Origin of the sequence: Nocardia sp. NPDC051911 (assembly GCF_040681035.1) — a bacterium.
GTDB lineage: Bacteria > Actinomycetota > Actinomycetes > Mycobacteriales > Mycobacteriaceae > Nocardia > Nocardia sichangensis.
This window is the reverse complement of record NZ_JBFAXY010000017.1, coordinates 128447-154059: the sequence shown is the minus strand read 5'-3', so window position 1 is coordinate 154059 and position 25613 is coordinate 128447. Positions and strand designations below refer to the sequence as shown.

Genomic DNA, 25613 nt, shown 5'->3' with positions numbered 1-25613 from the left:
CGCGGGACCGTCAGACGCTCTCCGGTCTGACGGCGTAGATCTCGTGCAGTTCGGTTCCGGCCAGGCTCGGGTCCTGGCGCGTTCGCGCGTACAGACCGTGTCCGCTCAACAATTCGCGGCACTGGGCCAAGCGGTCGTCCCGATCGTGCACCTCGGCGACGACGGCACGGATACGCGGCCAGTCCGCGGCGGCTATGCCGCGCAGGACATCGAGCTCCGCTCGCTCGACGTCGACCTTGAGCAAGCCGACCTCCGCGTTCCCGCCGTGCTCGTCGAGTATCGCCGAAACGGTGGTGACTTCGACCTCCATTCGCTCACCCTCGTGCAGCCCAGCGGTGATGAGAGCGATCGCCTCGTCGTTCAGGCCGCTGTTGCGCAGATAGATCTCGGTGGCCCGGTCGTCGGCCGCGCGGTCGGCGTAGAGACCCGAATTGGCCGACGCCCGTGGGTACCAGGTGAACGGCGCGCTGCCGGGCGCCGCGCCGACCGCGACCTGCAACGGCACGCCGTCCGGCACATGAGCGGCCATATTGCGCTGCAGACAGTCGAAGGTCGCCGGGGCCGGCTCGGCGGCGATCACCCGGACGCCGGGGCAGGTCTCGGCGAACATCATCGCGCTCAGCCCGATGTTCGCGCCGATGTCCAGTGCGATGTCCCCGGGACGCAGCAGCGCGGCCGCTAGCCGATAGAAGCCGTCGGTCGACATCTCGCCCCACAACATCCGCGCCTCGGCCGGACTGGTACAGGCGACCGTCCTGCCGTCCTCGAGCCGGAGTTGCTGGAGTTGATCGAGAGTCTTCAGCATGCGTTCGCGAACCTTTCGAGGATCGGGCCGATGACGGCCAGTGCGTGCGGATGGGTCAACTCGAGATGTCGTGCGTCGACGACCGTGTTGTGCAGATCGCCGGTGATGAACGGCCGCCACGTCCGCACGACGGCGTCGTGGTCCGTGCGGTCTTTTCCTGCGGTGAAGAAGATCAGATCGCCGTCGAAGACACCCGGCCGATGCTCCCTGGCGATATCGCTCGCGGTCCGGAAGCTCTCCATCACCCGATCGACCTGTTCGGCGGTGAACATCCCGGTGGCGGTCACCTGATCGCGGATCACCGCCCAGGCCTGCTCGTGGGTCTGCGCGGTCACCTCGGCGCCGAGGTCGAACAGTTCACGCCAGCCACCGAGCAGATCGGCCATCAGTTCGCTCGGCGCGGGCTCGTCCGCGGTGCCGCTCATCGCCGCGGCCAGCGCCTCGGAGTCGCCGACCGCGCTGTCCATCATGGCCAGCATGCCGACCTGCTGTCCTTCCCGCTGGAGCCGGACCGCGACGGCATGCGCGATCGCACCGCCCAGCGACCACCCCAGCAGGTGATACGGCCCGCTCGGCTGCACTCGGCGGATCTCGGCGACATAGCGTTCCGCGAGTTCGTCGACGGAACGCGCACCGGGTTCGCCCGCCACGACATGGGGATCCTGCAAGCCGTAGACCGGCCGGTCCTTGTCCAGATGTTCGACCATTCCGCCGTAGAACCACGCCAGCCCGCCCGCGGGATGCACCGCGAACACCGCGGGCTTCGGGCCGTGCGCGCGCAGCGGCAGCAATACTTGCAGCCCCGAACCGCCCGCCGTGCCGTCGGCCCGGGCCGCCAGGGCTTGCGGCGTCGCGTCGTCGAACATCCACGGCAACTGGATCGTCACGCCGCGGCCGCGCAACTCGGTCACCACCATGGTGGCCAGCAGCGAGTTGCCGCCGAGATCGAAGAAGCCGTCCGATGCCCCGACCCGCTGGACGCCGAGGACCTGCGCGTAGACGTCGCCGATCACTTTCTCCGTGTGGGTCCTGGGAGCCACGAACGCGGTCTTCGACTCGTCGAACTCGGGGTCGGGCAGCGCTTTTCGGTCGAGCTTGCCGTTGACCGTCAACGGCAGCGCGGGCAACACCATGATCGTCGCGGGCACCATGTAGCCGGTCAGCACCTGGGCGGCGGCCTCGCGGACCTCCGCCGGATCGATCCGCTCGCCGTCGACGCCGACGACGTAGCCGATTAGTTGATCGACACCGCGATCGTGCCGGTGCACCGTGACCGCGGCCTGGGTGACGAGCGGATGGCGCAACAGCGCCGACTCCACCTCGCCGAGTTCGATGCGGAAACCACGCAACTGCACCTGCGCGTCGGCCCGGCCCGCGTACGCCAACTCCAGCCCGCTCGCGGACTTCCGCCAGCGACCGACATCCCCGGATCGATAGAGCCGGGCGCCGTCGGGATCGAAGGGATTCGCCACGAATCGGCCCGCGGTCAGTGCCGCGGCCCCCAGATATCCCCGGGAAAGCTGCCCACCGGCCACATAGATCTCTCCGGTGATACCGATCGGCACCGGACGCAGCCGGTCGTCGAGAACGTACGCCCGCAACCCGGGCAGCGGCACACCGATCCCGGCCGAGCTCGCCTGCGTCACTTCGGAGAACGTGACGTGCACGGTCGTCTCGGTGATGCCGTACATGTTGATCAGCCGTGGCATGCCCGGCGCGTGCGCGGCGAACCAGTCGTCCAACCGCGACGCGTCCAGCGCCTCGCCACCGAAGACGATATAACGCAACGCGAGATCTCCTGCCGGACAGCCGGATTCGCGATAGCGGCGCTCCGCGTCGACGAATCCGTAGAATGCCGACGGCGTCTGGCTCAGCACGGTCACGCCCTCCCGCGCCACGACGTCCACGAACGCCTCCGGTGACCGGGAGGTGTCGTAGTCGACCACGACCACCTTGCCGCCGGACAGCAGCGCGCCCCAGATCTCCCACACCGCGAAATCGAAGGCGTAGGAATGGAACATCGTCCACACGTCGTCGGGTCCGAGGTCGAATCGCTCGGCCGCATTGGTGAACAGGGTGACCGCTTCCCGGTGGCCGACCGTCACGCCCTTCGGGCGGCCCGTCGATCCCGACGTGTAGATCACGTAGGCTACGTTGCCCGGCCGCGCAGGCGACACCACCGAATCGAAGGCCGCCGCGTCGTCGTTCGCGCACTCCTCGATGAGCAGTACCGGCGCGGCGCACTCCGGCACCGCGGCGGACAGGTCCGCCGAGGTCAGAACCGCGGCCGGACGAGCATCGTCGAGCATGAAGCGCAATCGTTCAGGCGGATACGCCACATCCAGCGGCAGATATCCCGCACCCGCGCGCACGACGCCGAGCAGGCCGACGACCAGGTCCGCCGACCGCGGCAACGCCACGGCCACCAGCGATTCCGGACCCACTCCCCGCTCCGCCAGCCGAGCGGCCACCGCGGCGGAGCGCCGATCCAGCTCCGCGTAGGTCAGTTGCGACTCGCCGTCGGTCACCGCGACCGCGTCCGGTCGCGCGACGGCCTGGACGGTGAACAGTTCCGCGAGGGTCGTGTCCGGCACCGCGACCCCGGCGACACCGGCCGCGCCGAGCAGCTCGCGACGCTGCTGCGGGCCCACGAGGTCGATGTCACCGACGGCGACCTCCGGATCGGCGGTCACCTGCTCCAGGATCCGCACGAAGGCCGCCGCGAACCGGGTCATCGTCTCCTCGACGAAGAGATCGGTGGCGTAGGTCAGGCGACCTCGGATGCCCTCCGCCTGCCCACCGGCGCCGGAGCCTTCGACGAGATTCAGGTTCAGGTCGGCCTGCGCCGGTTCGAAGCCGTTCTCGACCGGCTCGACGGTGAGGCCCGGCAGTTCCAACGCGGCCTTGCTCAGGTTCTGCACATCGAGCGTCACCTGGTACAGCGGCAGATGGGCCGTGGACCTCGGTGGATTGATCGCCTCCACCACCTGCTCGAACGGCACGTCGGCATGGGCGAACGCCGCCAGATCCGTTTCCCGCGTCGCCGCGAGCAGCTCGGCGAACGACTGACGCGACGACACCCGTGACCGCAGCACGAGGGTGTTGACGAACATGCCGATCAGATCGTCGAGTTCACGCTCCCCGCGTCCGGCCACCGGAGCACCCACCGCGACATCGCCGACACCGGCCGACCGCGACAGCAAGACGGCCAGCGCGGCGTGCACGACCATGAAGACAGTCGCGTTCGCCGCGCGCGCCAGCGCGCCGATTCGTTCCCGCAACGCGGCGGAGATCTCGAAATCCACGGTCCGGCCACGCATCGACGCCACCGGCGGACGCGGCAGGTCCGTGGGCAGTTCGAGCAGTTCGGGCAGCCCGGCGAGAGTGTCCTTCCAGAAGCGCAACTGCCGGGACATGACCGAGCCCGGGTCGCGCTCGTCACCGAGTACATCGCGCTGCCAGAGCGTGTAGTCCGCGTACTGGACCGCGAGAGCGGGCCAGATCGGTTGTGTCCCTTGTCTGCTCGCCTGGTAGGCCACCGCCACGTCTCGCGCGAGCGGCATCATGGACTGCCCGTCGGCACAGATGTGGTGCACGGCGATGACCAAGACGTGCTCGGTGGCTCCGAGCCGGAACAACGCCATGCGCAGCGGAGGCTCCTGTGTGACATCGAAGCTCGCCGAGACGGTGGCGAGCACTCGCTCCATCAGCCGATCCGCCTCGATCGGTACGGCGGTCAGCCCGATCGTGACCTCTTCGACGGGGACCGCGACCTGATGTGGCGTCCCGTCGGTCATCGGGAATCTGGTTCGCAGTGACTCGTGCCGATCGAGGACCAGCTCGCACGCGCGCCGCAACGCGTCGATGTCGAGTTCGCCCGTCAACCGGATCACCAGCGGGATGTTGTACGCGCCGACGGAGGTGTCGAGCTGGTTGAGGAACCACATCCGCTGTTGTGCCGGCGACAACGGCACCAGCCCGGAGCGGGTGCGCGGCACCAGTGGCGCGCGGACCGTCCGCTCGGAGGCGTCCAGACGGGCGGCGAGTCCGGCAACCGTGGGCGCTTCGAACAGGTCGCGAACGCCCACGCTCACTCCGAGCGCGGTACCCAACTGAGCGGTCACCCGCGTCGCCGACAACGAGTTGCCGCCGAGGTCGAAGAAACTGTCGCCCGCTCCGACCCGGTCGATGCCGAGGACGCTTCCGAAGACTTCCGCGACTTGCCGCTCGGTCTCCGTACCCGGTGCGGTCCAGGTCCGTGCCGCCGAGAACCGCGGCGCGGGCAGTGCCAGGCGGTCGAGCTTTCCGGTTCTGGTGAGGGGGAATTCGGTGAGCACCGCGCAGATGTCGGGCACCATGTGCGCGGGCAGCCGCAGCCGCGCGGCCGCCCTGATCTCCTCCGGATCCAGGTTCTCGGCGCCGACCAGGTAGCCGACGAGTCTGCCGACGCCGCGCTCGTCTTCGCGCAGCACGACGACCGCGTGTTCCACGCCGGGTTGCGCGGCCAGCACGGCCTCGATCTCACCGAGCTCGATCCGTTGACCGCGGATCTTGACTTGGAAGTCGCGACGACCGAGGTACTCCACGGTGTGCTCCGGCGTCCAGCGAGCCAGGTCGCCGGTGCGGTACATGCGGGATCCCGGCGCACCGAACGGGTTCGCGACGAACGCGTTCGACGTCGCCACCGGGCGGTTCACGTATCCGCGGGCCAGTTGCACACCGGCGAGATACAACTCGCCGACCACGCCCACCGGCACCGGCCGCAGCCAGGCGTCCAGCACGACGGCCTCGACGCCGCTGATCGGACCACCGATCGTGACGGCCGCACCGGGATGCAGCGGGCCACCGATTCCGGCCAGGATCGTCGTTTCGGTCGGGCCGTACCCGTTCAGCAGTCGCCGGCCCGGCGACCACTGTGTGACGATCTCCGGCGTCACGGCCTCGCCACCGGCCATCAGTACCCGCAGGCGATCCAACCCCTCCGGTGGCATCGTCGCCAGCACGCTCGGCGTCAGGAAGCAGTGCGAGACGCGCTGCTGCCGAATGAATTCCGCCAGTTCGGGGCCGCCGAACACTTCCGGCGGCGCCACCACGAGTACCGCGCCGTTGGTGTGGGCCAGCAGCAACTCGAGGACCACGACGTCGAAACCGGGAGCGGACGCGTGCAGTACCCGCGACCGGCTGTCCGCGCCGAAGCGGTCACGTTCCACGGTCGCGAAATTGGCCAGCCCCTCGTGGGTGACCGCGACGCCCTTGGGCGTCCCGGTCGAGCCCGAGGTGTACAGCACGTACGCGGTGTCGCGAACATGCGGCGTCCGTGTTCGATCCGTGTCGGTCACCGCGTCCGAGGACCGCGCCTCGATCGCTTTGCGAGTTTCCGGATCGTCGAGTACCAGCCGCCGGACGGGGCCGGAAACCAGCTCTCGCCACGCCTCGACCGTGACCGCGACCCGCACCTGCGAGTCGGCGACCATGTGCCCGACGCGTTCGGCGGGGTTGCGCGGATCCACGGGCAGGAACGCGGCGCCCGTCTTGGTGACCGCCCACATGCCGACCACGAGTTCCACCGATCGGGCCATCGCCAACGCCACCTGGTCGCCGGGGCCGACACCCCAGTCGATCAGCTCGCGCGCGACACGGTTCGACCAGGCGTCCAACTCGGCGTACGACATCGTGTGCCCGTCCGAAACGATCGCTGCCGCTTCGGGATCCACCGCGACACCGGCGGCCAACAGCTCAGCGAGGACCCGGGGCGCTGCGGCGGGTCCGCCGGTGGCGGGTACCAGGTCACGGCGCTCGGCCGCGGTCAGCAGGTCGACCGCGCCCAGCCGCGCGCCCGGATCGGTCGTGATGGCGCGCAGCACGGTCTCCAGCCGGGCGGCCAGACCGGCGGCCGTCGAGTCGTCCACGCGGGCCCGCTGGTAGCGGATCATGACGTGCAGCTGATCGGTCTGGTGCGCCTGCACCGTGATCGGATAGTGCGCTGCGTCGCTTCCGTCGGCCGCGACCACCCGCATGCCGTCGATGTCCGCGTCGCCGAGGCCGCTGCTGTCGACCGGATACGACTCGAAGACGACCAGCGTGTCGAACAGCTGGGCAGCGCCCGTGTCCGCCAGGATCCGGGACAGTTCGACGTCGTGGTGATCGAGCAGGCGGGCGTTGTCGGCCTGCAACCGCCGCAGCGCGTCCTCGATGGTCCAGGTTCGCGGGAGGTGCACGGCTACCGGGATCGTGTTGATGAACAAGCCGATCATCGATTCCACGCCGGGCAGGTCGGCGGGACGTCCCGACACCGTGCTGCCGAACACCACACGCTCGGTGCCGAGCAGGTTCCCCAGGACCACCGCCCAGGCGAACTGCACGATCGTCGACATGGTCACCGCCCGTGCCCGAGCGAATTCCACCAGTTCCGCGGTGACGGCACGATCCAGCACCACCGCCAGGTCGACCGGGATGCCGACCGTCGTGTGCGTGCGCGCGTCGGCGATCACCGTCGGTTCGGTGAAATCGCGCAGGACCTCCCGCCACACCTCGATGCCGGTCGACGGCTCGCGCCGATCCAGCCATTCCAGGTAGCCGCGGTACGACGCCGCGGCGGGCAGCAGCTCGGCCCGCGCACTCACCGCGTAGAGGCCGATCAACTCGCGCCACAGCAACGGCAACGACCAGCCGTCCAACAGCAGGTGGTGTGCCGTCAGCACCAGCCGGAAGTCCTGTGGCGCCACGGCGATCAGCAGGAACCGCAGCAGCGGAGGATCGGCGGGATCGAACGGGACCGCCCGCTCGGCCGCGATCAGCTCCTCGGGGGTCGTCGTGCCGTCGCGCAGATCGACCCGCCGCCAGCGCACGGCGGCGGCCGCCGGAATCACCTGCGCCGGAGTGCCATCGGCCGTGCGCACGAAGGCGGCTCGCAGATTCGGATGACGCTCCAGCAAGGCCGCGGCGGAGCGCTCCAGCCGATCCGCATCGACCACACCGGCGAGGGCGAGCGTCGATTGCGCGGTGTAGACGTCGAGGTCACCCGCGGCGAGTTCGGCATGGAACAGCAGTCCCGCCTGCAGCGGCGCCAGCGACCAGACATCGCCGAGCGCTCCGTAACGGTCGGCGAACCCGTCCAGGTCGGATTGTGTGACCTCGACGAGTGGAACGTCGGCGGGTGAGAAGCCCCAGTCCTCGTCCGCGAGGGCCGCGGTCGCGATCCCGGTCACCGCGCCGATCCATTCGTCGGCGAGTTCGGCCACGTCGTCGCGCTCGAACAGCCGGGACGCGTAGCCGATCCGCGCCGACAGGCGCGGTCCCGCTTCGGTGTCCACGATGTTCGCGTCGATCGTGACGGCCGCCGCCACGGGCATGTCGGGATCGAAGGCCGACCACCGGTCGAACGGCTCGTCGGTCGGAATCCACGCGAGGTCCGACAGCGTCGTGAGGTCGACGCCGACCCGGCCGAGATTGTTGAAACCGATCTGCGGCTCCGGCAGTGCCGCGAGCCGGTCGCGGGTGTCGGCGTGGAGGTAACGCAACAGGCCGTAGCCGATCCCCTTGTCCGGGATCACGCGCAACTGGTCTTTCACGGATTTCACCGCGGCACGCGGATCATCCGCATTCACCCCGCTCAGGTCGAGCGCCACGGGGTAGGTGTTGGTGAACCAGCCCACCGTGCGGGAGACATCCGCTCCCTCGGCGATCTGTTCCGCGCGGCCGTGCCCCTCCAAGAGGACTTTCACACCCGCGTGCGCGATACCGCGCCGGTGGCGCCAGCGCGTCGCCGCCACGGCCAGGCCGGCCAGCAACGCGTCGTCGACGCTGCCGTGCGCGGCCTTCGGCACCGCGTCGAGCAATGCCGAAGTGACGTCCACCGGGAGGGACACCGTCAGATGCCGCACGGTCGACTGGGTGTCGACGGCGGGATCGAGCACCGCGCTGCCGAGCAGCGGATCCGGCGCCGCACCCATCCGGTGCCACAGGTCGAACTCCCCGGCACGGGCCGCGGCGGCATCGGCCAGCGCGTGCGCCCATCGGCGCATCGATGTCCCTTGCGCGGGCAATTCCACCGTCCGTCCCCGCGTGACCTGCTGCCAGGCTGTCGCGAAGTCGGGAATCAGGATTCGCCAGGACACACCGTCGACCACGAGGTGATGGACGACCACGAGCGCCCGCGCCTCGGCGTCGAGGCCCGGTTCGGGCAGCAGGCACACGACCTGCACCATCCGGCCCGCCGCCGGGTCGAGGCGGTCCGACGCCTCGGCCAGCGCCGCTTCCACCACCGCGGTGAAACCGTCAGTGCCCGGGGTCTCATCCGCGCGGAAGGTGCGGGTCAGCACCACGTCCGCGGCATCCGCGGCCTCCGGCCGCGGCACCTCCAAGCACTGGTCGCGCAGCCGCGCGCGCAGCATGTCGTGCTGTCGCAGCACCGCCCGCACCGTCGCGGTCACGTCCTCGACTCGCGCGTCGCGCGGCAAGCGCACCAGCATCGACTGAGCGAACCGAGGAGCGGCGCCGAGACGCTCGGTGAACCAGGAAACCACCGGGGTGAACGGGATCTCGCCCCCGCCGCCACCAGGCAACTCCGCGAGCGAAGACCGTTCGGCGGCCGCGGCGACCCGCGCCAGGCCACGGACGGTTTTCTGCTCGAAGATGTCCCGCGCCGTCACGACGACACCTGCCGACTTCAACCGGGAAGCCAGCTGGATCGACAGGATCGAATCGCCGCCGAGGGTGAAGAACGAGGTGGAGACACCGACCGACGCGACGCCGAGAACATCCGCGAACGCGGCCGCGACGGTGCGTTCCAGATCGGTGGACGCCGCCTCCGCGTCATCTCCATCGGCGCCGAAGACCGGCTCCGGCAATGCTTTCCGATCCACCTTGCCGGTCGAGGTGATCGGCATGCGATCGAGCACGGTGAGCACCGACGGCACCATGTGCGCGGGCAATACCGACGCGACGTGTTCGAGCACGGTCTCCGGGTCGGCGACCGTCGCGGCTTCGGTCACGATGTACGCGGCCAGCACGGGGTGCCCGCCCGGCCCCGTGCGGCTGACGGTCACCGCGGCGGCCACCGCCGGATGCGTGAGCAGCGCCGCGTCGATCTCACCGAGTTCGATGCGCTGGCCACGGATCTTGATCTGGAAGTCGCTGCGGCCGACGTATTCGAGCGTGCGCCGCGTCGTCCAGCGGACGATGTCCCCGGTGCGGTACATCCGCCCGCCCGGCCCACCGTACGGATTCGCGACGAACGCACCGGCCGTGACCGCACGCCGGTTGAGATAGCCGCGCGCCAGCTGTGCACCCGACAGGTACAGCTCCCCCGCGACTCCGACCGGCACCGGGCGCAAGCGCGCGTCCAGCACCAAGGCCTCCGCGCCGCGAATCGGGCCGCCGATCACGATCGGATCGCCCGGCCGCGCCGGATCGCTCATCGTGATCACGATGGTCGTCTCGGTCGGGCCGTAGATGTTGTGCAACCGGCGACCTGGCGCCCAGGTGGCGATCAGCTCCGCGGGCACCATCTCGCCGCCGACCGCGAGCATCCGCACCGACTCGAGACCGGCGGGCGCCATGGTCGCCAGCACGCTCGGCGTCAGGAACGCGTGCGACACCCGATGCGTCCGGATCAGCGCGGCCAGATCCGGCCCGCCGAACACCTCCGGTGGCGACACGACCAACGCCGCGCACGCCGCATGCGCCATCAGCGCTTCGAGCAGCACCGCGTCGAACGCGGGCGCCGCCACTTGCAGCACCCTGGACGTGCCGTCGACCCGGTAGCGTTCGGTTTGCTCGGCCGCGAAGTTCGCCAACCCGGCATGGGTGACCACGACACCCTTGGGTGTTCCGGTCGAACCGGACGTGTAGATCAGGTAGGCGGCGTCCTCGATCCGCAGCACACGCCCGCGATCGGCATCGGTCACCGCCTCGCCGGACCGCGCCGTGATCTCCTGCGCCGTGCGCGGATCGTCGAGCATCAGCCAGCGCACCGCGTCCGGCAGCTCCCCGCGTGCGGTCGCGAGCGTGAGCCCGACGCTGACGCCGGAATCGCTCACCATGTGCGCGATCCGCTCGGCGGGGTAGCGCAGATCGACCGGGACGAACGTGGCGCCGGTCTTCGCGATCGCCCACATGGCGACGTGATACTCGATCGAGCGTGGCACGGCCAGCGCCACGAACACTCCCGGCCCGACTCCCTGGGCGAGCAGGTGACGAGCGAGCCGGTTGGCCCTGACGTCCAGCTCCGCGTACGTGAGGGCTTCGCCGTCCCCGATCAGGGCCACCGCCGCCGGAGCCGATGCCACGGCCGTCGCCAGCAGATCCGGCAGCAAGCAAGGCCGCGCGTCGTCGCCGCCCCGCGCGGGCACCAAGCGTTCGGTGTCGGCGGCGCTCAACAGATCGATGTGGCCGATCGCCCGCGCCGGATGGGCGGTGACCGCCTCGAGGACGCGGACGAACCTCTCCGCCAGTGCATGCGCGGTCGACTGGACGAAAAGATCGGTGGCGTAGATGATCTCGCCGTCGATTCCGGCGGGCCGATCGCCTTCGCGCCGCTCGGTCACCAGCACGGTGAGGTCGGCTTTGGCCTGCGCGATGCCGGGGTCCATGATCTCGACGTCGATTCCGGGCAGCTCGAATCGGGCCGCTCCGGTGTTCTGCAACCCGAACATCACTTGGAACAGTGGCGAATACGCCGTCGAACGCGGGCGGCCGATGACGTCGACGAGCCGCTCGTAGGGCAGGTCGGCGTGAGCGAGCGCTTCGAGGTCGACATCGCGCACTACGGCGAGAAGCTCCCGGAACGAGCGATCCTCATCGATGCGGGTCCGCAGCACCACGGTGTTGACGAACATGCCGACGAGATCGTCGAGTTCCGGCCTGCCGCGACCGGCGACCGGCGTGCCGACCGAGATGTCGTCGCTGTGCGCGGTGCGCGCCAACAGGATCGACAGGGCCGCGTGCAGGACGACGAACACCGTGACGCCCTCGCGGTGGGCCAGCCGCACGATGTCGTCGTGCAGCCGCGCGGGCAGCTCGAACCGGACGTTGCCGCCGTCGGTCGAGAGGGTGGCGGGGCGTGGCCGGTCCGTCGGCAGGGCGAGCAGCTCCGGGGAACCGTCCAGAGCGTCGGTCCAGTAATCGATCTGCCGCGCGATCAGCGACGCCGGATCGTCCTCGGAGCCGAGCAGCTCCTGTTGCCACATCGCGTAGTCGGCGTACTGGACCACCGGCGATTCCCACCGGGGCGGGTGGCCGCCCACCCGCGCCCGGTACGCGGCGAATACGTCGCGGGCGAGCGGAGCCATCGACGCCCCGTCGGCGGCGATGTGATGGACCACCACCACCAGCACGTGTTCCCGCGTCGCGGTGCGATACAACCGTGCCCGCACAGGTACCGATTCGGCGATGTCGAATCCCGCCTCGACCGCGTTCCGCATGCGGTCGGCGAGTTCCGTCTCGCCGACGACCGGCTCCGGTTCGAAGGCCATGTCCGCGGCGATCGTCGCGATCTCCCGCACCACCTGGCAGGGCTCGCCGTCGACGAGCGGATACACCGTCCGCAAGGGCTCGTGCTTGGTCACCACATCGAGGAACGCGGCACGCAGTGCCTCGGTGTCCAGCGGCCCGGTCAGGCGGGCCGCGAAGCAGATGTTGTAGGCCGCCGAGGAGGTGTCGAACTGGTTGAGGAACCAGATCCGCCGCTGCGCCGCCGCCAACGGGACCGCGCCGGTGCGTGGCCGCGCGGTCAGCGCAACAGCGGTGGATCCGGTCCGTGCCGAGATCCGCTCCGCCAGCGCGGCGATGGTCGCCGCATCGAAGACGTCCTTGATACCGACATCGACGCCGACGACCGCCTGGGCCCGCGCCGCGAGCTGAGCGGCCGACAGCGAGTTGACACCGATCTCGAAGAGATTCGCGGTCACGCTCACCCGTTCCGCGCCCGTGAGTTCGGCGACCAGACGCGCCAGCACCACCTCGCCGTCGGTGCGCGGCGAGACGAAGTCCGCGCCGTCGTCGAACACCGGCCGCGGCAGCGCCGACCGGTCGAGCTTGCCGTTGGCGGTGAGCGGCATCGCGTCGAGCACCTGCACGACGTCCGGAACCAAGTAGGACGGCAGCGTCCGGGTCAGCTCTTCGCGGATCGCGCGGCCGTCGGTGACCGCGCCCGGCGCCAACGTCACGTAACCGACGATGCGCTCCGTCGTCACGATGGCCACGGCACGCGCTACCTGCCCGCAGGCGCGCAGCGCGGCTTCGATGTCACCGGGCTCCACCCGCTGACCGCGCACCTTCACCTGGAAGTCGCCGCGCCCCAGGTATTCCAGCTCGCCGGTCTTGCGCCACCGGACCAGGTCACCGGTCCGGTACAGCCGCTGTCCCGCAAATCCGAACGGGTTGGCGACGAAGGCGCCGCAGGTGAGATCGGCGCGCGCGTGGTATCCGCGCGCCAATTGGACACCCGAGACGTACAGCTCCCCGACGACCCCGACCGGCACCGGCCGCAACCGCGAATCCAGCACGTAGACCTTCATGCCGCCGGCGGGCGCTCCGATCGGCACCGCCGCGACGGCCGACGCACCCGGCGCGCACCGCTGCGCGGTGACCACCTCCGCCTCCGCGGGCCCGTACCAGTTCACCAGCTCCGCGTGCGTGAAGACGTGCGCCGCGGCGTCGACCGTGCGCTGCGCCAGCGCCTCACCCGCGACGAACACCCGCCGGATCGAGGGCAGTTCCGCGACCCCGGCCGATTCCAGCAGGACATCGAGCATCGACGGGACGAAGTGCACGGTGGTGATCTCGTGCCGTGCGATGACCTTCGCCAGGTGAACGGGATCGCGATGTCCGCCCGGTTCGGCTACGACGATGTGCGCGCCGGTCTGCAACGGCCAGAACAATTCCCACACGGCGATGTCGAACGTGATCGGCGTCTTGTGCAGCACCGCGTCGGACGTTCCGTGCGGCCACCGCTGCTGGGCCCATGCCAGCTGGCTCACGGTGGCGGCATGGGTCAGCGCCACGCCCTTGGGCGCCCCGGTGGACCCGGAGGTGAACAGCACATAAGCCAGATGGTTCGGCCGCAGCGGTGTGCGGCGCTCCCCGTCCGTGATCCGAGCGCCGGACAGACCGGTCACGTCCAGCCGGTCGATCCGCGCGTACTCGAATCCGTCGGGCAGGCCCTGGCCGTCGTCCGCGGTCGTGAGCACCAGCAGAGGATCGGCCGCGCCGAGGACGTGCGCGATCCGCGCGCTCGGGTGATCCGGGTCGATGGGCAGGAACGCGGCGCCCGCCTTCACGACCGCGTACAGTGCCGTGACCAGCTCGGCCGATCGGCGGACGGCCACCGCCACGATCGTCTCCGGCCCGGCACCGCGCCCGATGAGCCAGCGAGCCAGCCGGTTGACGCGTGCGTCGAAATCCCGGTAGGTCGACGTACTTCCGTCCGGAAGCCGCAGCGCCGTGGCGTCCGGGGTGCGCGCGACCTGTTCGTCGAAGACGTCGACGAGCGTCCGGCCCGGTGCGGCGGAGCCACCGGTGTCGTTCCACCGCTCCAGCACTCGGGACCGCTCCGCCTCGTCGAGCAGGCCGATCTCTCCGACGGTGGTCTCGGCATCGCGGGCCGCGGCGTCGAGGACCTGGACGAACCGGTCGGCGAAGCCGCGCACCGTGTCCTCGTCGAACAGATCCGTGGCGTAGGTCAGGCGCAACGTCATGCCGGTCGGCTCGTTGTGCGTGCCGTGGCCTTCGCTGATCATCAGCAACAGGTCGTAGATCGCCGCGCTGTCGCAGGGATCCACGTTCTCCACGGTGAGTCCCGGCAGTTCGACGCGAGCCCGGGTCATGTTCTGGTAGGCCAGCAGCACTTGGAACAACGGCGTATGCGCGGTCGATCGCACCGGGTTCAGCGCGTCCACCAGTTGCTCGAACGGCACGGTGGCGTGATCGAACGCCTCGATGTCGGTGCGCCGCACCTGGTCCAGCAGACTCGCGAACGTCTGGTCGAGCGTGACCCGCGACCGCAGCACCAAGGTGTTGACGAACATGCCGACCAGGTGGTCCAGCGACCGGTCGCCCCGGCCCGCGTGCGGCACACCGACGGTGACGTCGTCGCTGCCGGACAGCCTCGACAGCAGCACCGCCAGGGCCGCGTGCACCACCATGAACGTGGTGGCACCGGAGCGCCGTGCCAGCGATTCCACCCGGCCTTGCAGTTCACCGGGTATGGCGACCTGGATCACCGCCCCGCGCTGGGATTGCTCGATCGGCCTCGGCCGGTCGGTCGGCAATTCGAGCAGCTCCGGTACGCTCGCGAGTTGCGTTCGCCAGTAAGCGATGTCGCGGGCCACCGGCGAGTCCTGGTCGTCCGCGAAACCGAGGACCGCTCGCTGCCACAAGGCGTAGTCGGCGAACTGCACCGGCAGCGGCGCCCAATCCGGCGCGGTACCGCCGGAGCGCGCCCGGTACGCCGTCACCAGGTCGGCCGCCAGCGGGGCCACCGAGAAGCCGTCACAACTGATGTGGTGCGCGGCCAGCGCGAGCGTCCACGCCTCGTCGGACAATTGGTACAGCGCCACCCGCAGCGGCACACCCTCGGCCACGTCGAATCCGGTGCCGCAGAATTCGGTCAGCCGGTGCGGCAGTTCCCGCTCGCCGACGGCCTGCGGGGTGAGATCGCAGGTCGCGAGCACGTCTTCGGCGTTCAGCACGACCTGGGTGGGCGTGCCGTCGACCGCGGGATACATCGTGCGCAAGCTCTCGTGCCGCTCGAGCACATCGCCGACAGCGGCCGTCAACGCGGCCGGATCGAGCGCGCCTTCCAGCCGGATCGCCAGTGGCACGACATATCCGGGCGCGGCGGGGTCGTACTGGTTGAGGAACCACATCCGGGTCTGCGCGTGCGACAGCGGGATACGGTCCGGCCGCGTGACCCGCGTCGGCGCGGGCAGACTCGGGACCGCGCGCAACTGGGCGATGCGCTCGGCCAGCCCCGACACGGTCGGCGCCTCGAAGATCGCGCGCACCGGAATGGTCACGTCCACGACGTCCCCGATCCGGCTCAGCGCGCGCGTGGCGACCAGCGAGTTGCCGCCCAACTCGAAGAAATCGTCGTCCGCGCCGATTTCGGGGCGGTCGAACAGTTCCGCGAAGACCGCGGCGATCGCTTGTTCGATCAGACCTCGCGGCGCCCGGAACTCGGTGTCCTGGGCGCTCGGGTCCGGCTCGGGCAACGCTCGATACTCCACCTTGCCGTTGGCATTGAGGGGAATCGAGTCGATCCGGGTCACCGACGACGGCACCATATAGGCGGGCAGCCGGTCCAGCAGCGAATTCCGGACCTGCCGGGCGTCGAGCGCGCCATCCGCGACGACGTAGGCCACCAGCCGCTGCTCGCCGCCGTCGCCGCGTACCTGCGCGACGGCCGCGCGCACCTGCTCGTGCGCGAGCAGCGCCGCTTCGATGTCGCCGAGTTCGATCCGCAGGCCGCGCACCTTCACCTGCGTGTCGGCGCGGCCGATATAGCGCAGGTTGCCGTCGCCGTCCCAGCGCACGAGGTCACCGGTGCGGTAGAGACGCGCGCCGTCCGCGGCGCCGGAGGGGTCGGCGACGAACGTCGCGGCCGTCAGGTCCGGGCGTTCGTGATACCCGCGGGCAAGCTGCACGCCGCCCAGGTACAGGTCGCCGGTGACGCCGACCGGCACGGGATGCAGCCGCGAGTCCAGCACGTGCACCGTGACATTCGCCTCGGGCACGCCGATCGGCAAGGTCGCGCCTTCGACCACGTCGATCCGGTGCGCGGTGACACTGACCGCCGCTTCCGTCGGGCCGTACAGGTTGTCGATGCGGGCGTCGCTGAAATCCCGGAAGCGGCGCGCGATCTCTGCGGACAACGCCTCACCGATGCACAGTACGCGCCGCAGGTCCGGGAACTGATCCGGAGTTGCCACCTCGAGGAACGCCGCGAGCAGCGACGGGACGAAATCCACCGTGGTCACGTGATACTCGGCCATCAGCCGGGCGATCTCGCGCGGATCGCCGTGCGCGTCGGGACCGGCGACCACCAAGGCAGCGCCGCAGGTCGGCGCGGAGAACAGCTCCCAGACGGAGAGGTCGAACGTCACCGGGGTGCGCAGCAGCATGACGTCGCCGCCACCGAGCCGGTAGTGATCGCGCATCCAGCGCAGCTGATTCACCACCGCGGCGTGCGGAACCGCCACGCCCTTGGGCACACCCGTCGAACCGGAGGTGTAGATGACGTAGGCCAGATCGTCCGGGCGCAGCGGCCGGATCCGATCGGCATCGGTCAGCGCCGACGCGTCCAGGCGCTCGGCCTCCAGCTCGCCGAGCGTCCAGACCGGCACGTCGCCGGGCAGACTCGCCCGGTCGGGCGTACGGGTGAGAATCGCGGCGGGACGCGCGGCGGAGAGGACGGAGCTCACCCGGTCGGCCGGATGGTCCGGGTCCAGTGGCAAGTAGGCCGCTCCCGCCGCGTGGATGGCGTACAGCGTGGCCAGCAGGTCCACCGAGCGGCGCATCGCCACCGCCACAATGGTCTCCGGTCCGATGCCGCGCCGGATCAGCGCGCGGGCCAGCGAATTCACCCGTGCCCCGAATTCCCGGTAGTCGAGCCGGGCACCACCGGCGGCGTCGAGCACCGCCGGGTGTTCCGGCGTCGCGGCCACCTGTGCGGCGAACAGGTCCGCGATCGTCGCTGACGGAGCCTGCGTCCGCACGCCGCTCGACCGGGCCGCGATCCGGTGCGCCTCTTCGGCGGTCAGCAGCTCCATGTCGCCGATGGCGCGGGTGGGGTCACCGACGATCGCGCGCAGCAACAGCAGATAGCGTTCGAACATCGACTCGACCGTCGCCTCGTCGAAAAGATCCGTCGCGTAGCCGAATTCGACCGCCATGTCCCCCGGCTCGCCATCCGCCGCCAAGGCGTCGACCAGATTCAGGTGCAGGTCGTACTTCGCCACGCTCGGATCGGCCATCCGCGCCGAGACCGTCAGGCCCTCGAACCGCACCGTGGGGATCTCGATGTTCTGGAACGAGAAGCCCACCTGCGTCAACGGCGCGTGTGCCGTCGAGCGCGGCGGATTCAGCACCTCGACCAGACGCTCGAACGGGATGTCGGCGTTCTCGAAGGCGGCCAGGTCGGTGGCCCGGACCTGGTCCAGGATCCGGACGAAGGACGCGCCGGGTTCGATGTACGTCCGCAACACCAGCGTGTTGACGAACATCCCGACCAGGCCGTCCAATCCCGGCTCGCCACGACCGGCGATCGGTGTGCCGACCGCGATGTCCCCGGTACCGGACAACCGCGCCAGCAGTGCCGCGTAGGCCGCGTGCATCACCATGAAGACCGTCGCGTCGTGGCTGCGGGCCAGCGCGATCACCTCGCGATGCAGATCCGCGGGAAGGGTGGCCGAGACCGTCGCGCCCCGGAACGACTGCTTCGCGGGCCGCGTACGGTCGGTGGGCAGATCCAGTACCTCGGGCAGATCGGCGAGAGCCGCGATCCAGTACCGGGTCTGGGCGACGGTCGGACTGTGCGGATCGTCCTCGCTGCCGAGCAGCTTCCGTTGCCACAGCGCGTAATCCGCGTACTGCACCGGCAACGGGGCCCACTGCGGCGCTTCGTTCCCGACCCGGGCACGGTAAGCGGCCATCAGGTCCGCGGCCAGCGGCGCGAGCGAGGACCCGTCGAAGCTGATGTGATGGACCACGAGCACCAAGGCATGCTCGTCGGCCGCGCTGCGCAACAACGCGACCCGGAACGGAACCTCGGTGGTGACGTCGAAGCCCACAGCGACCTCGGCGGCGACGCGCGCCTCGACCGCACCGGCCGTGACCGCCACCGGCGTCAGCGGCGGCAGCGCCGTCGGCACCGACACGATCATCTGATGCGGCCCGCTGTCGCTGTCCGGGTACACCGTGCGCAGCGCCTCGTGCCGTTCGAGCACATCCGCGATCGCCGCGTGCATCGCGGCCACGTCGAGGTCTCCCGACATCCGCACGACCAGCGGGATGTTGTACACCGGTGAGCTCGTGTCGAACTGATTGAGAAACCACATCCTGGCCTGGGCCGGTGAGAGCGGGATCCGGTCCGGGCGCTCCTGCGGCACCAGCGGCGCCCTGGTCGCCGCGTCGGCACTGCGCAGGCGCTCCGCCAGCGCCCCGATGGTCGGCGTCTCGAAGATCGCGCGCAGCGGCACCTCGACGCCGAACGCACCGCTGAGCTGCGCGGCCGCGCGGGTGGCCGACAGCGAGTTGCCGCCGAGATCGAAGAAACCGTCGAGCACGCCGACGCGTTCGACGCCCAGCACGCCCGCGCAGATGTCGGCCACGATCTGCTCGGTGGCGTTGCGCGGCGCGACGAACTCCACGGCGGGGGCGAATTCCGGTTCCGGCAGGGCGGCGCGATCGACTTTGCCCACCGACGACAGTGGGAGCGTGTCGAGCACCATGACCGTGTCCGGCACCATGTGCGACGGCAGGCGTTGCGCGGCATACCTGGTCAGTTCCGCGGTATCGACCACGCCGTCGGCGGGCACCACGTACGCCGCCAGGCGCGACCCGGTCTCGGCGTGCACGCCCACCACGACGGCTGCCGCGACGGTGGGGTGCCCGGCGAGGACGGCTTCGATCTCGCCCGGTTCGATGCGCTGTCCGCGGATCTTGACCTGGAAGTCGGTGCGCCCCAGGTACTCCAAGGTGTGGTCGGCGGTCCAGCGCGCCAGGTCACCCGTGCCGTACATGCGGGTGCCCGCGGGACCGTACGGGTTGGCGACGAACGTGGCGGCGGTCGAGGCGGGACGATTGAGGTACCCGCGCGACAGCTGCACGCCCGAGACGTACAGCTGTCCGGTCACCCCGACCGGGACGGGCCGCAACCGCTCGTCGAGAACCACCGCGTCGACGCCGCGGATCGGGCCGCCGATGGTCACCGGGTCGCCGACGCACAGCGGATCGCTGATCGCCACCATGATCGTGGTCTCGGTCGGCCCGTACCCGTTGTGCAGCCGACGCCCCGGCGCCCATACCGAAACCGTCTCGGCCGATACCGCTTCTCCGCCCGCCACCAGCACCCGCAGCGAATCGAGTCCGGCGGGCGACATCGTCGCCAGCACACTGGGCGTCACGAACGCGTGCGAGACCTCTTGTGCGCGAATCAATTCCGCCAGCTGCGCCCCGGCGAACACCTCCGGCGGCGAGACGACCAGCACCGCGCCGTTGGCGTGCGCCATGAGCAACTCGAGCATCACCGCGTCGAAGCCGGGCGCCGCCACCTGCAACACGCGTGACCTGCGATCCACCCGATACCGCTCGCGCTGCTCGATCGCGAAATTCGCCAAGCCCTCGTGAGTGACCGCCACGCCTTTCGGCCTGCCGGTCGAGCCCGAGGTGTACACCACGTAGGCCGCGTCGGCCACACGGCAGGCCCGCACCCGTTCCGCGTCGGTCACCACAGCCGGGGACTGCGCCGCGAGGAACGCCTCGGTGCCAGGATGGTCGAGAACCAATTGCCGCACGTGACCGGGAAGCATGCCGCACGACGCCTCGACGGTGAGCCCGACCTCGATATTCGCGTCCGCGACCAGGTGCGCGACCCGCTCGCTCGGATAGCGCGGATCGACCGGCACGAACGCGGCGCCTGCCCGCGCCACCGCCCACACACCGACCACGAACTCGACCGACCGCCCCATGGCCAGCGCGACCTGATCCCCCGGCCCCACCCCCCAGTCGATCAGGACCCGTGCGAGACGATTCGACCAGTCGTCCAACTCCCCGTAGGAGAGCACGCGATCCCCCGCCACCACGGCAGGCGCGGTGCGTTCACCCACCAGCAACACATCCGCCAGCACCCGGGGCGGCTCGGCACGACCACCGGAGGCAGGGACCAATCCCAGACGCTCGACTCCCGACAACAAATCCACGTCGCCGACTCGGGCCCGTGGATTCGCCACGAACGCGTCGAGCACCCGATTCAGTCGTTCGGCGAGCTCTTCGACGGTCTCCCGATCGAACAGGTCTGTCGCGTAGTTGACGCGCAGCGCGACATCGCCGCCCGCGGCGGTGTTCTCGGCGACGGTGACGATGATGTCCACCTTCGCCGGTTCGGCGCCGGGGTCCAGCAGCTCGACGGTGAGCTCGGACAGCTCCAAGTTCGCCCGGTCCATGTTCTCGAACGCGAGATACACCTGGCACAGCGGCGCGTACGCCGGGGACCGCTTCGGATGCAGTTCGTCCACAACACGTTCGTAGGGCAGGTCGCTGTTGGCGAAGGCGTCGACGTCGATGCCCTTGACCCGTGTGAGGAACTCGGTGAACGACTCCTCGGCGGACACCTCGGTACGCAATGGCACGGTGTTGACGAACATGCCGATGAGCGGCTCGAGCGCGCGTTCGCCGCGACCGGCGACCGGCGTGCCGATGGTGATGTCCGCCGAGCCCGACATCCGCGCCAGCAGCACGGCCAGGGCGGCGTGGACGACCATGAACGTCGTGACGTTGGCCGCGCGCGCCAGCCGCTCGATTCCGGCGAAGGTCTCCGCGGGGATCACCGTGTCCGCGACGTCGCCGCGCATGGTCCGGCGGGCCGGACGCGGCCGGTCGGCCGGCAGCTCCAGCACCGGCGGCATCCCCGCCAAACGCTGCGACCAGTACCGCAATTGGCGGGCCGCCCGGGAATCCGGGTCGTCCGGGTCGCCGAGCAGGCTGCGATGCCAGACGCTGTAGTCGGCGTACTGGACGCTCAGCGGTTCCCAGTCCGGGATCTTCTTCTGCGCCCTCGCCTCGTAGGCGACGGCGACATCCGCCGCGAGGGGCCGCAGCGACGATCCGTCGCAGCAGATGTGGTGCAGAACCACGGCCAGGACATGCCGCGTGCGGTCGGCGGTCGCGAGCAGCGCCGCCCGGATCGGAGCGCGTTCGCGCAGATCGGTCCCGACCGAAGCCAGGTCGCGGATTCGGCCCTCGATCTCGTCCGGGTCGGTCGGCCGCGGCGTCAGGTCGAGCCCCGCGACAACCTCGTCGGCAGGCAGAATCACTTGTGTCCCTTCGCCGTTCACCGCGGGGTAGACGGTGCGCAGCGATTCGTGCCGATCGATCACGTCGGTCAGCGCGGCACGCAGCGCCGCCACGTCGAGACGTCCGGTGAGCTGGACGATCAGCGGGATGTTGTAGGCGGCCGAGGTCGGGTCGGTCTGGTTGACCAGCCACATCCTGTTCTGCGCCGGCGCGAGCGGAATGGGATCGGGTCTGCCCGCCGCCCGCAGCACGGGCCTGCCGGAACGGTGTCCGTCCTCGATGTGCGCGGCGAGTTCCGCGATGGTCTGTTTGACGAACAGGTCGCGCACCGACACATCGCACCGGGTCGCTTCCGCGATGCGCACCGCCGCGCTGGTCGCGGTGATCGAGTTGCCGCCGAGGTCGAAGAAGCTGTCGAACACGCCCACCCGGTCGGTGCCGAGCACCTCGGCGAAGACGTCCGCGATCGACTCCTCGACGACCGTGCGGGGAGCGACGTAGGCCGCGGCCGAATCGAACACCGGCTCGGGCAGTGCCCGGTGATCCACTTTGCCGTTCACGGTCAGCGGCACCGCGTCGATCACGACGACGCTCGACGGCACCATGTACTCCGGCAGCATCCCGCCGACGTGGGTGCGCAAATCGTCCGGCTCGCAGGTGGCGCCGACGGCGGGTACGACGTATCCCACCAGCCGTGCCGCCTCCGTGCCGGGCAGATGCACCACGACGACCGCCGCGGCGACGCTGTCGTGGGCCAGCAGGGCATTGCGGATCTCGTCCAGCTCGATCCGGAACCCGCGCAACTGCACCTGCTGGTCGGCGCGGCCGCGATACTCCAGTTCGCCCCGGTGATTCCAGCGCGCCACGTCGCCGCTGCGGTAGAGACGCCTGCCCGCACCGCCGAAGGGGTCGGCGACGAAACGTCCCGCGCTCAACGCCGGTCGGTTGAGATAGCCGCGAGCCAGCTGCGTTCCCGCGACGTAGATCTCGCCCCACGCGCCGAGCGGGCACGGACGCAACCGCTCGTCCAGGACATAGGTTCGCAGGCCCGGCAATGCCGGGCCGACCGTACTCGGCGCGCCCGGGACGGCGACGTCCGGCGTGAGGGCGGTGTAGGTGACGAAGACGGTGGTCTCGGTGATGCCGTAACTGTTGGCCAGCACCGGCAGGTCCGGGTTGTGCTCGTACCAGTCGGCCAGCCCGGCGGGATCGAGAGCTTCGCCGGACAAGACGACCAGCCGCAGCGACAGTTCACCTTCCGGCTCTCCCGCGTGCGCGTACCGCTGGCGCGCGGCCGCGAACTGATAGAACGCCGACGGCGTCTGGCTGAAGACGGTGACCTTCTCCCGCGCCGCCAGGCGCACCACGTCGTCCGGCGAACGGGTGGTGAGGCTGTCCACGACCACGATCCGGCCGCCGGTGACCAGCGCGCCGAAGATCTCCCAGACCGAGTAGTCGAAGGCGAAGGAGTGGAACAGCGTCCAGACGTCGTCGGATCGAATCCCGATCTCCGCGCACGAGTTCACCAGGTAGGTGGACACGGCACGGTGCGTGATCGATACGCCCTTCGGTCGGCCGGTCGACCCGGACGTGTAGATGACATAGGCGAGGTGATCGGGAAGCAACGGGCCGGTCCGATCGGCATCGGTGATCGGGTCGGCGGCCTGCTCCGCGGCGAGAACGTCGTCGAACAGCACGACGCGGCCGGGATCGCCCGGCACGTGCTCGCGCATGCCCCGCGTGGTCACCACGGCGATCGGGTTCGCGTCGTCCAGTACGTATTCGAGCCGCTCGGCCGGATGGGCGGTGTCCAGCGGAAGGTACCCCGCGCCCGATTTCAGCACGCCGAGCACGGCGACGATCAGGTCGGCGTCGCGTGGCATCGCGATGGCCACCAGTGCTTCCGGTCCCGCGCCGAGTGCGATGAGCCCGCGGGCGAACCGGGTGGATCGTTCGTCGAGCTCGCGGTAGGTGAGAGTGGTCGCCTCGGACGTCACGGCCACCGCGGACGGAGTCGCCGCCGCTTGCCGGGTCAGCAGATCCACCAGTGTGGCCGAAGGGGATTCACCGTCGCGACCGGCGAGTTCCTCGACGATGCGCAATTCCTCGGCGGGGCCGACCAGCTGGATGTCACCGATGCGGGTGTCCAGGGACGAGTCCATCATCCGCTGCAGGAAATCCAGGAACCGGTCGGCGTGCGACTCGAGTTCGTCCTGCCCGTAGAGGTTCGGATTGCCGTGCAACTCGATGAGCAGCGGCGCGTCCGCGCCCGAGCGGTACAGGTTGAGCTGCAGATCGTCGAGCGCGCCCGAGGTCAGCGCGCGGTAGCGGCCGACGGCCGAGCCGAGGCGAATCTCCGAGTCGAAGAACAAGATGTTCACGATCGGGCCGAACGAGTTCGCCGACGAATCGATCGCGGCCGAGTCGCGGCGCAGATCCTCGAACCGGTACAGCTGGTGGCGCATGGCCGAGACGAGCTCCGACACCGAGGCGCGGACCAGCTCCTCCACGGTGGTCGAATGGCGCACGGCGAAACGAATCGGCACCATGTTGGCCAACATCGCGGCGGAGTTGCGCAGGCGCTTGGTCACCCGGGCGGTCACCGGAAGCGACAGCGCGACATCCTCGGTGCCGGTCATCCGGGCGAGAAACGCCGCGAACGCCGCTATCACCACCTGCGCGGCGGATGCGTTCACCTCATCGGCGAAGCGGTCGAGCCGGTCGGACAGGTGCGCCGGGAGCTGCAGGCCTGCGACGCGGTCCACCTTGCCGGAACGTGCCGTTCGGCCGGACAGGCTCACCGGTGTCGGCAGATCGGAAACCTTGTCCAGCCAATACTTTTTGTCCGCCTGGTACCGCGAGCCGGCTCGATAGACGCGCTCCGCTTCGACGATGTCGTGCAGACTCGCCGCGTCCAGCCGCGTCGGTGGCCTGCCTTCCAGCTGCGCGTTGTAGTGCTCGGCCATTCGGGTGAGACTGTTGAAGGCGCCGTACCCGTCGACCACCAGATGATGCGCGCGGCCGTACCAGAAGTAGTGGTCCTCGCCGACCCGGATCAGCCTGGTCCGGGTGAGCCGGTCGCGACTGAGATCGACCGCCTTCGTGTTGTAGTCGCGGCGCATCCACTCCATCGCCGCCGCGACCGGATCCTCCGCATCGCTGAAATCCAGCACCGGCTCGTCGTAGATGATGCCGCGGTCCACGAATTGATAAGGGCGTCCGTCGGATTCGATCACCCGCACCACGAGGGACTCGGTTTCGTGACCGCCGTCGTTCACCGCGCGGGTGAACGCGTCGTGGTCCACCGGGCCATCGATCTCGACGTAGTGTGCGATGTTGACAGCCGGTCCACCGGGCACATGATCCGCGAGCCACATGCCGTACTGCGCGCTCGAGAGCGGAATCAATCCCGGTTCGCCATCGGCGGTTCCGTCTGACTTCAGATGCATCGCATGACCCCTTATTCCTACCCGGACGCGCGAAGGCATGGCGGAACCACGCAGGCTCACCGCGTCCGAAATCTGGCTTACATATGCACTTGGTCTACTGAGAAGCGGCGTACCCCTGCTGTTCGCCGCGCCGTTCAGGTTTCGCGTGTAGCTCGATCAGCCGGTTCCCGGCATCCGAATCGGACACCATTGTGGCCGCTACGGCGGCTCCCACACCTCCTGTTTGTCGGCATTTCCAGTCGTCTCAAAATCTGAAAACAGAACTTTTGAATCTGTGGTGGAGCATCGACACTCTGGTGGGACAAGCTATCTGACAGCAGCCTGGCTGAGTCTAGTCGTATCAAACC

General features: G+C 69.7%; 2 protein-coding genes. Both read right to left on the bottom strand.

Going from position 1 to position 25613, the window contains the following annotated elements; all coding sequences use genetic code 11:
- Window positions 1–10: 10 nt before the first annotated feature.
- Entirely contained in the window at window positions 11–805 is a 795-nt protein-coding gene (locus tag AB0L97_RS21980; RefSeq protein ID WP_355075341.1) for an FkbM family methyltransferase, read from the bottom strand.
- Window positions 799–25266 carry a non-ribosomal peptide synthase/polyketide synthase gene (locus AB0L97_RS21975; protein WP_364432377.1) on the bottom strand — a complete coding sequence of 8156 codons (24468 nt, stop codon included), beginning with the start codon at window positions 25264–25266 and terminating at the stop codon, window positions 799–801. The genes AB0L97_RS21980 and AB0L97_RS21975 overlap by 7 nt, the downstream gene beginning before the upstream one ends.
- Window positions 25267–25613: the final 347 nt, after the last annotated feature.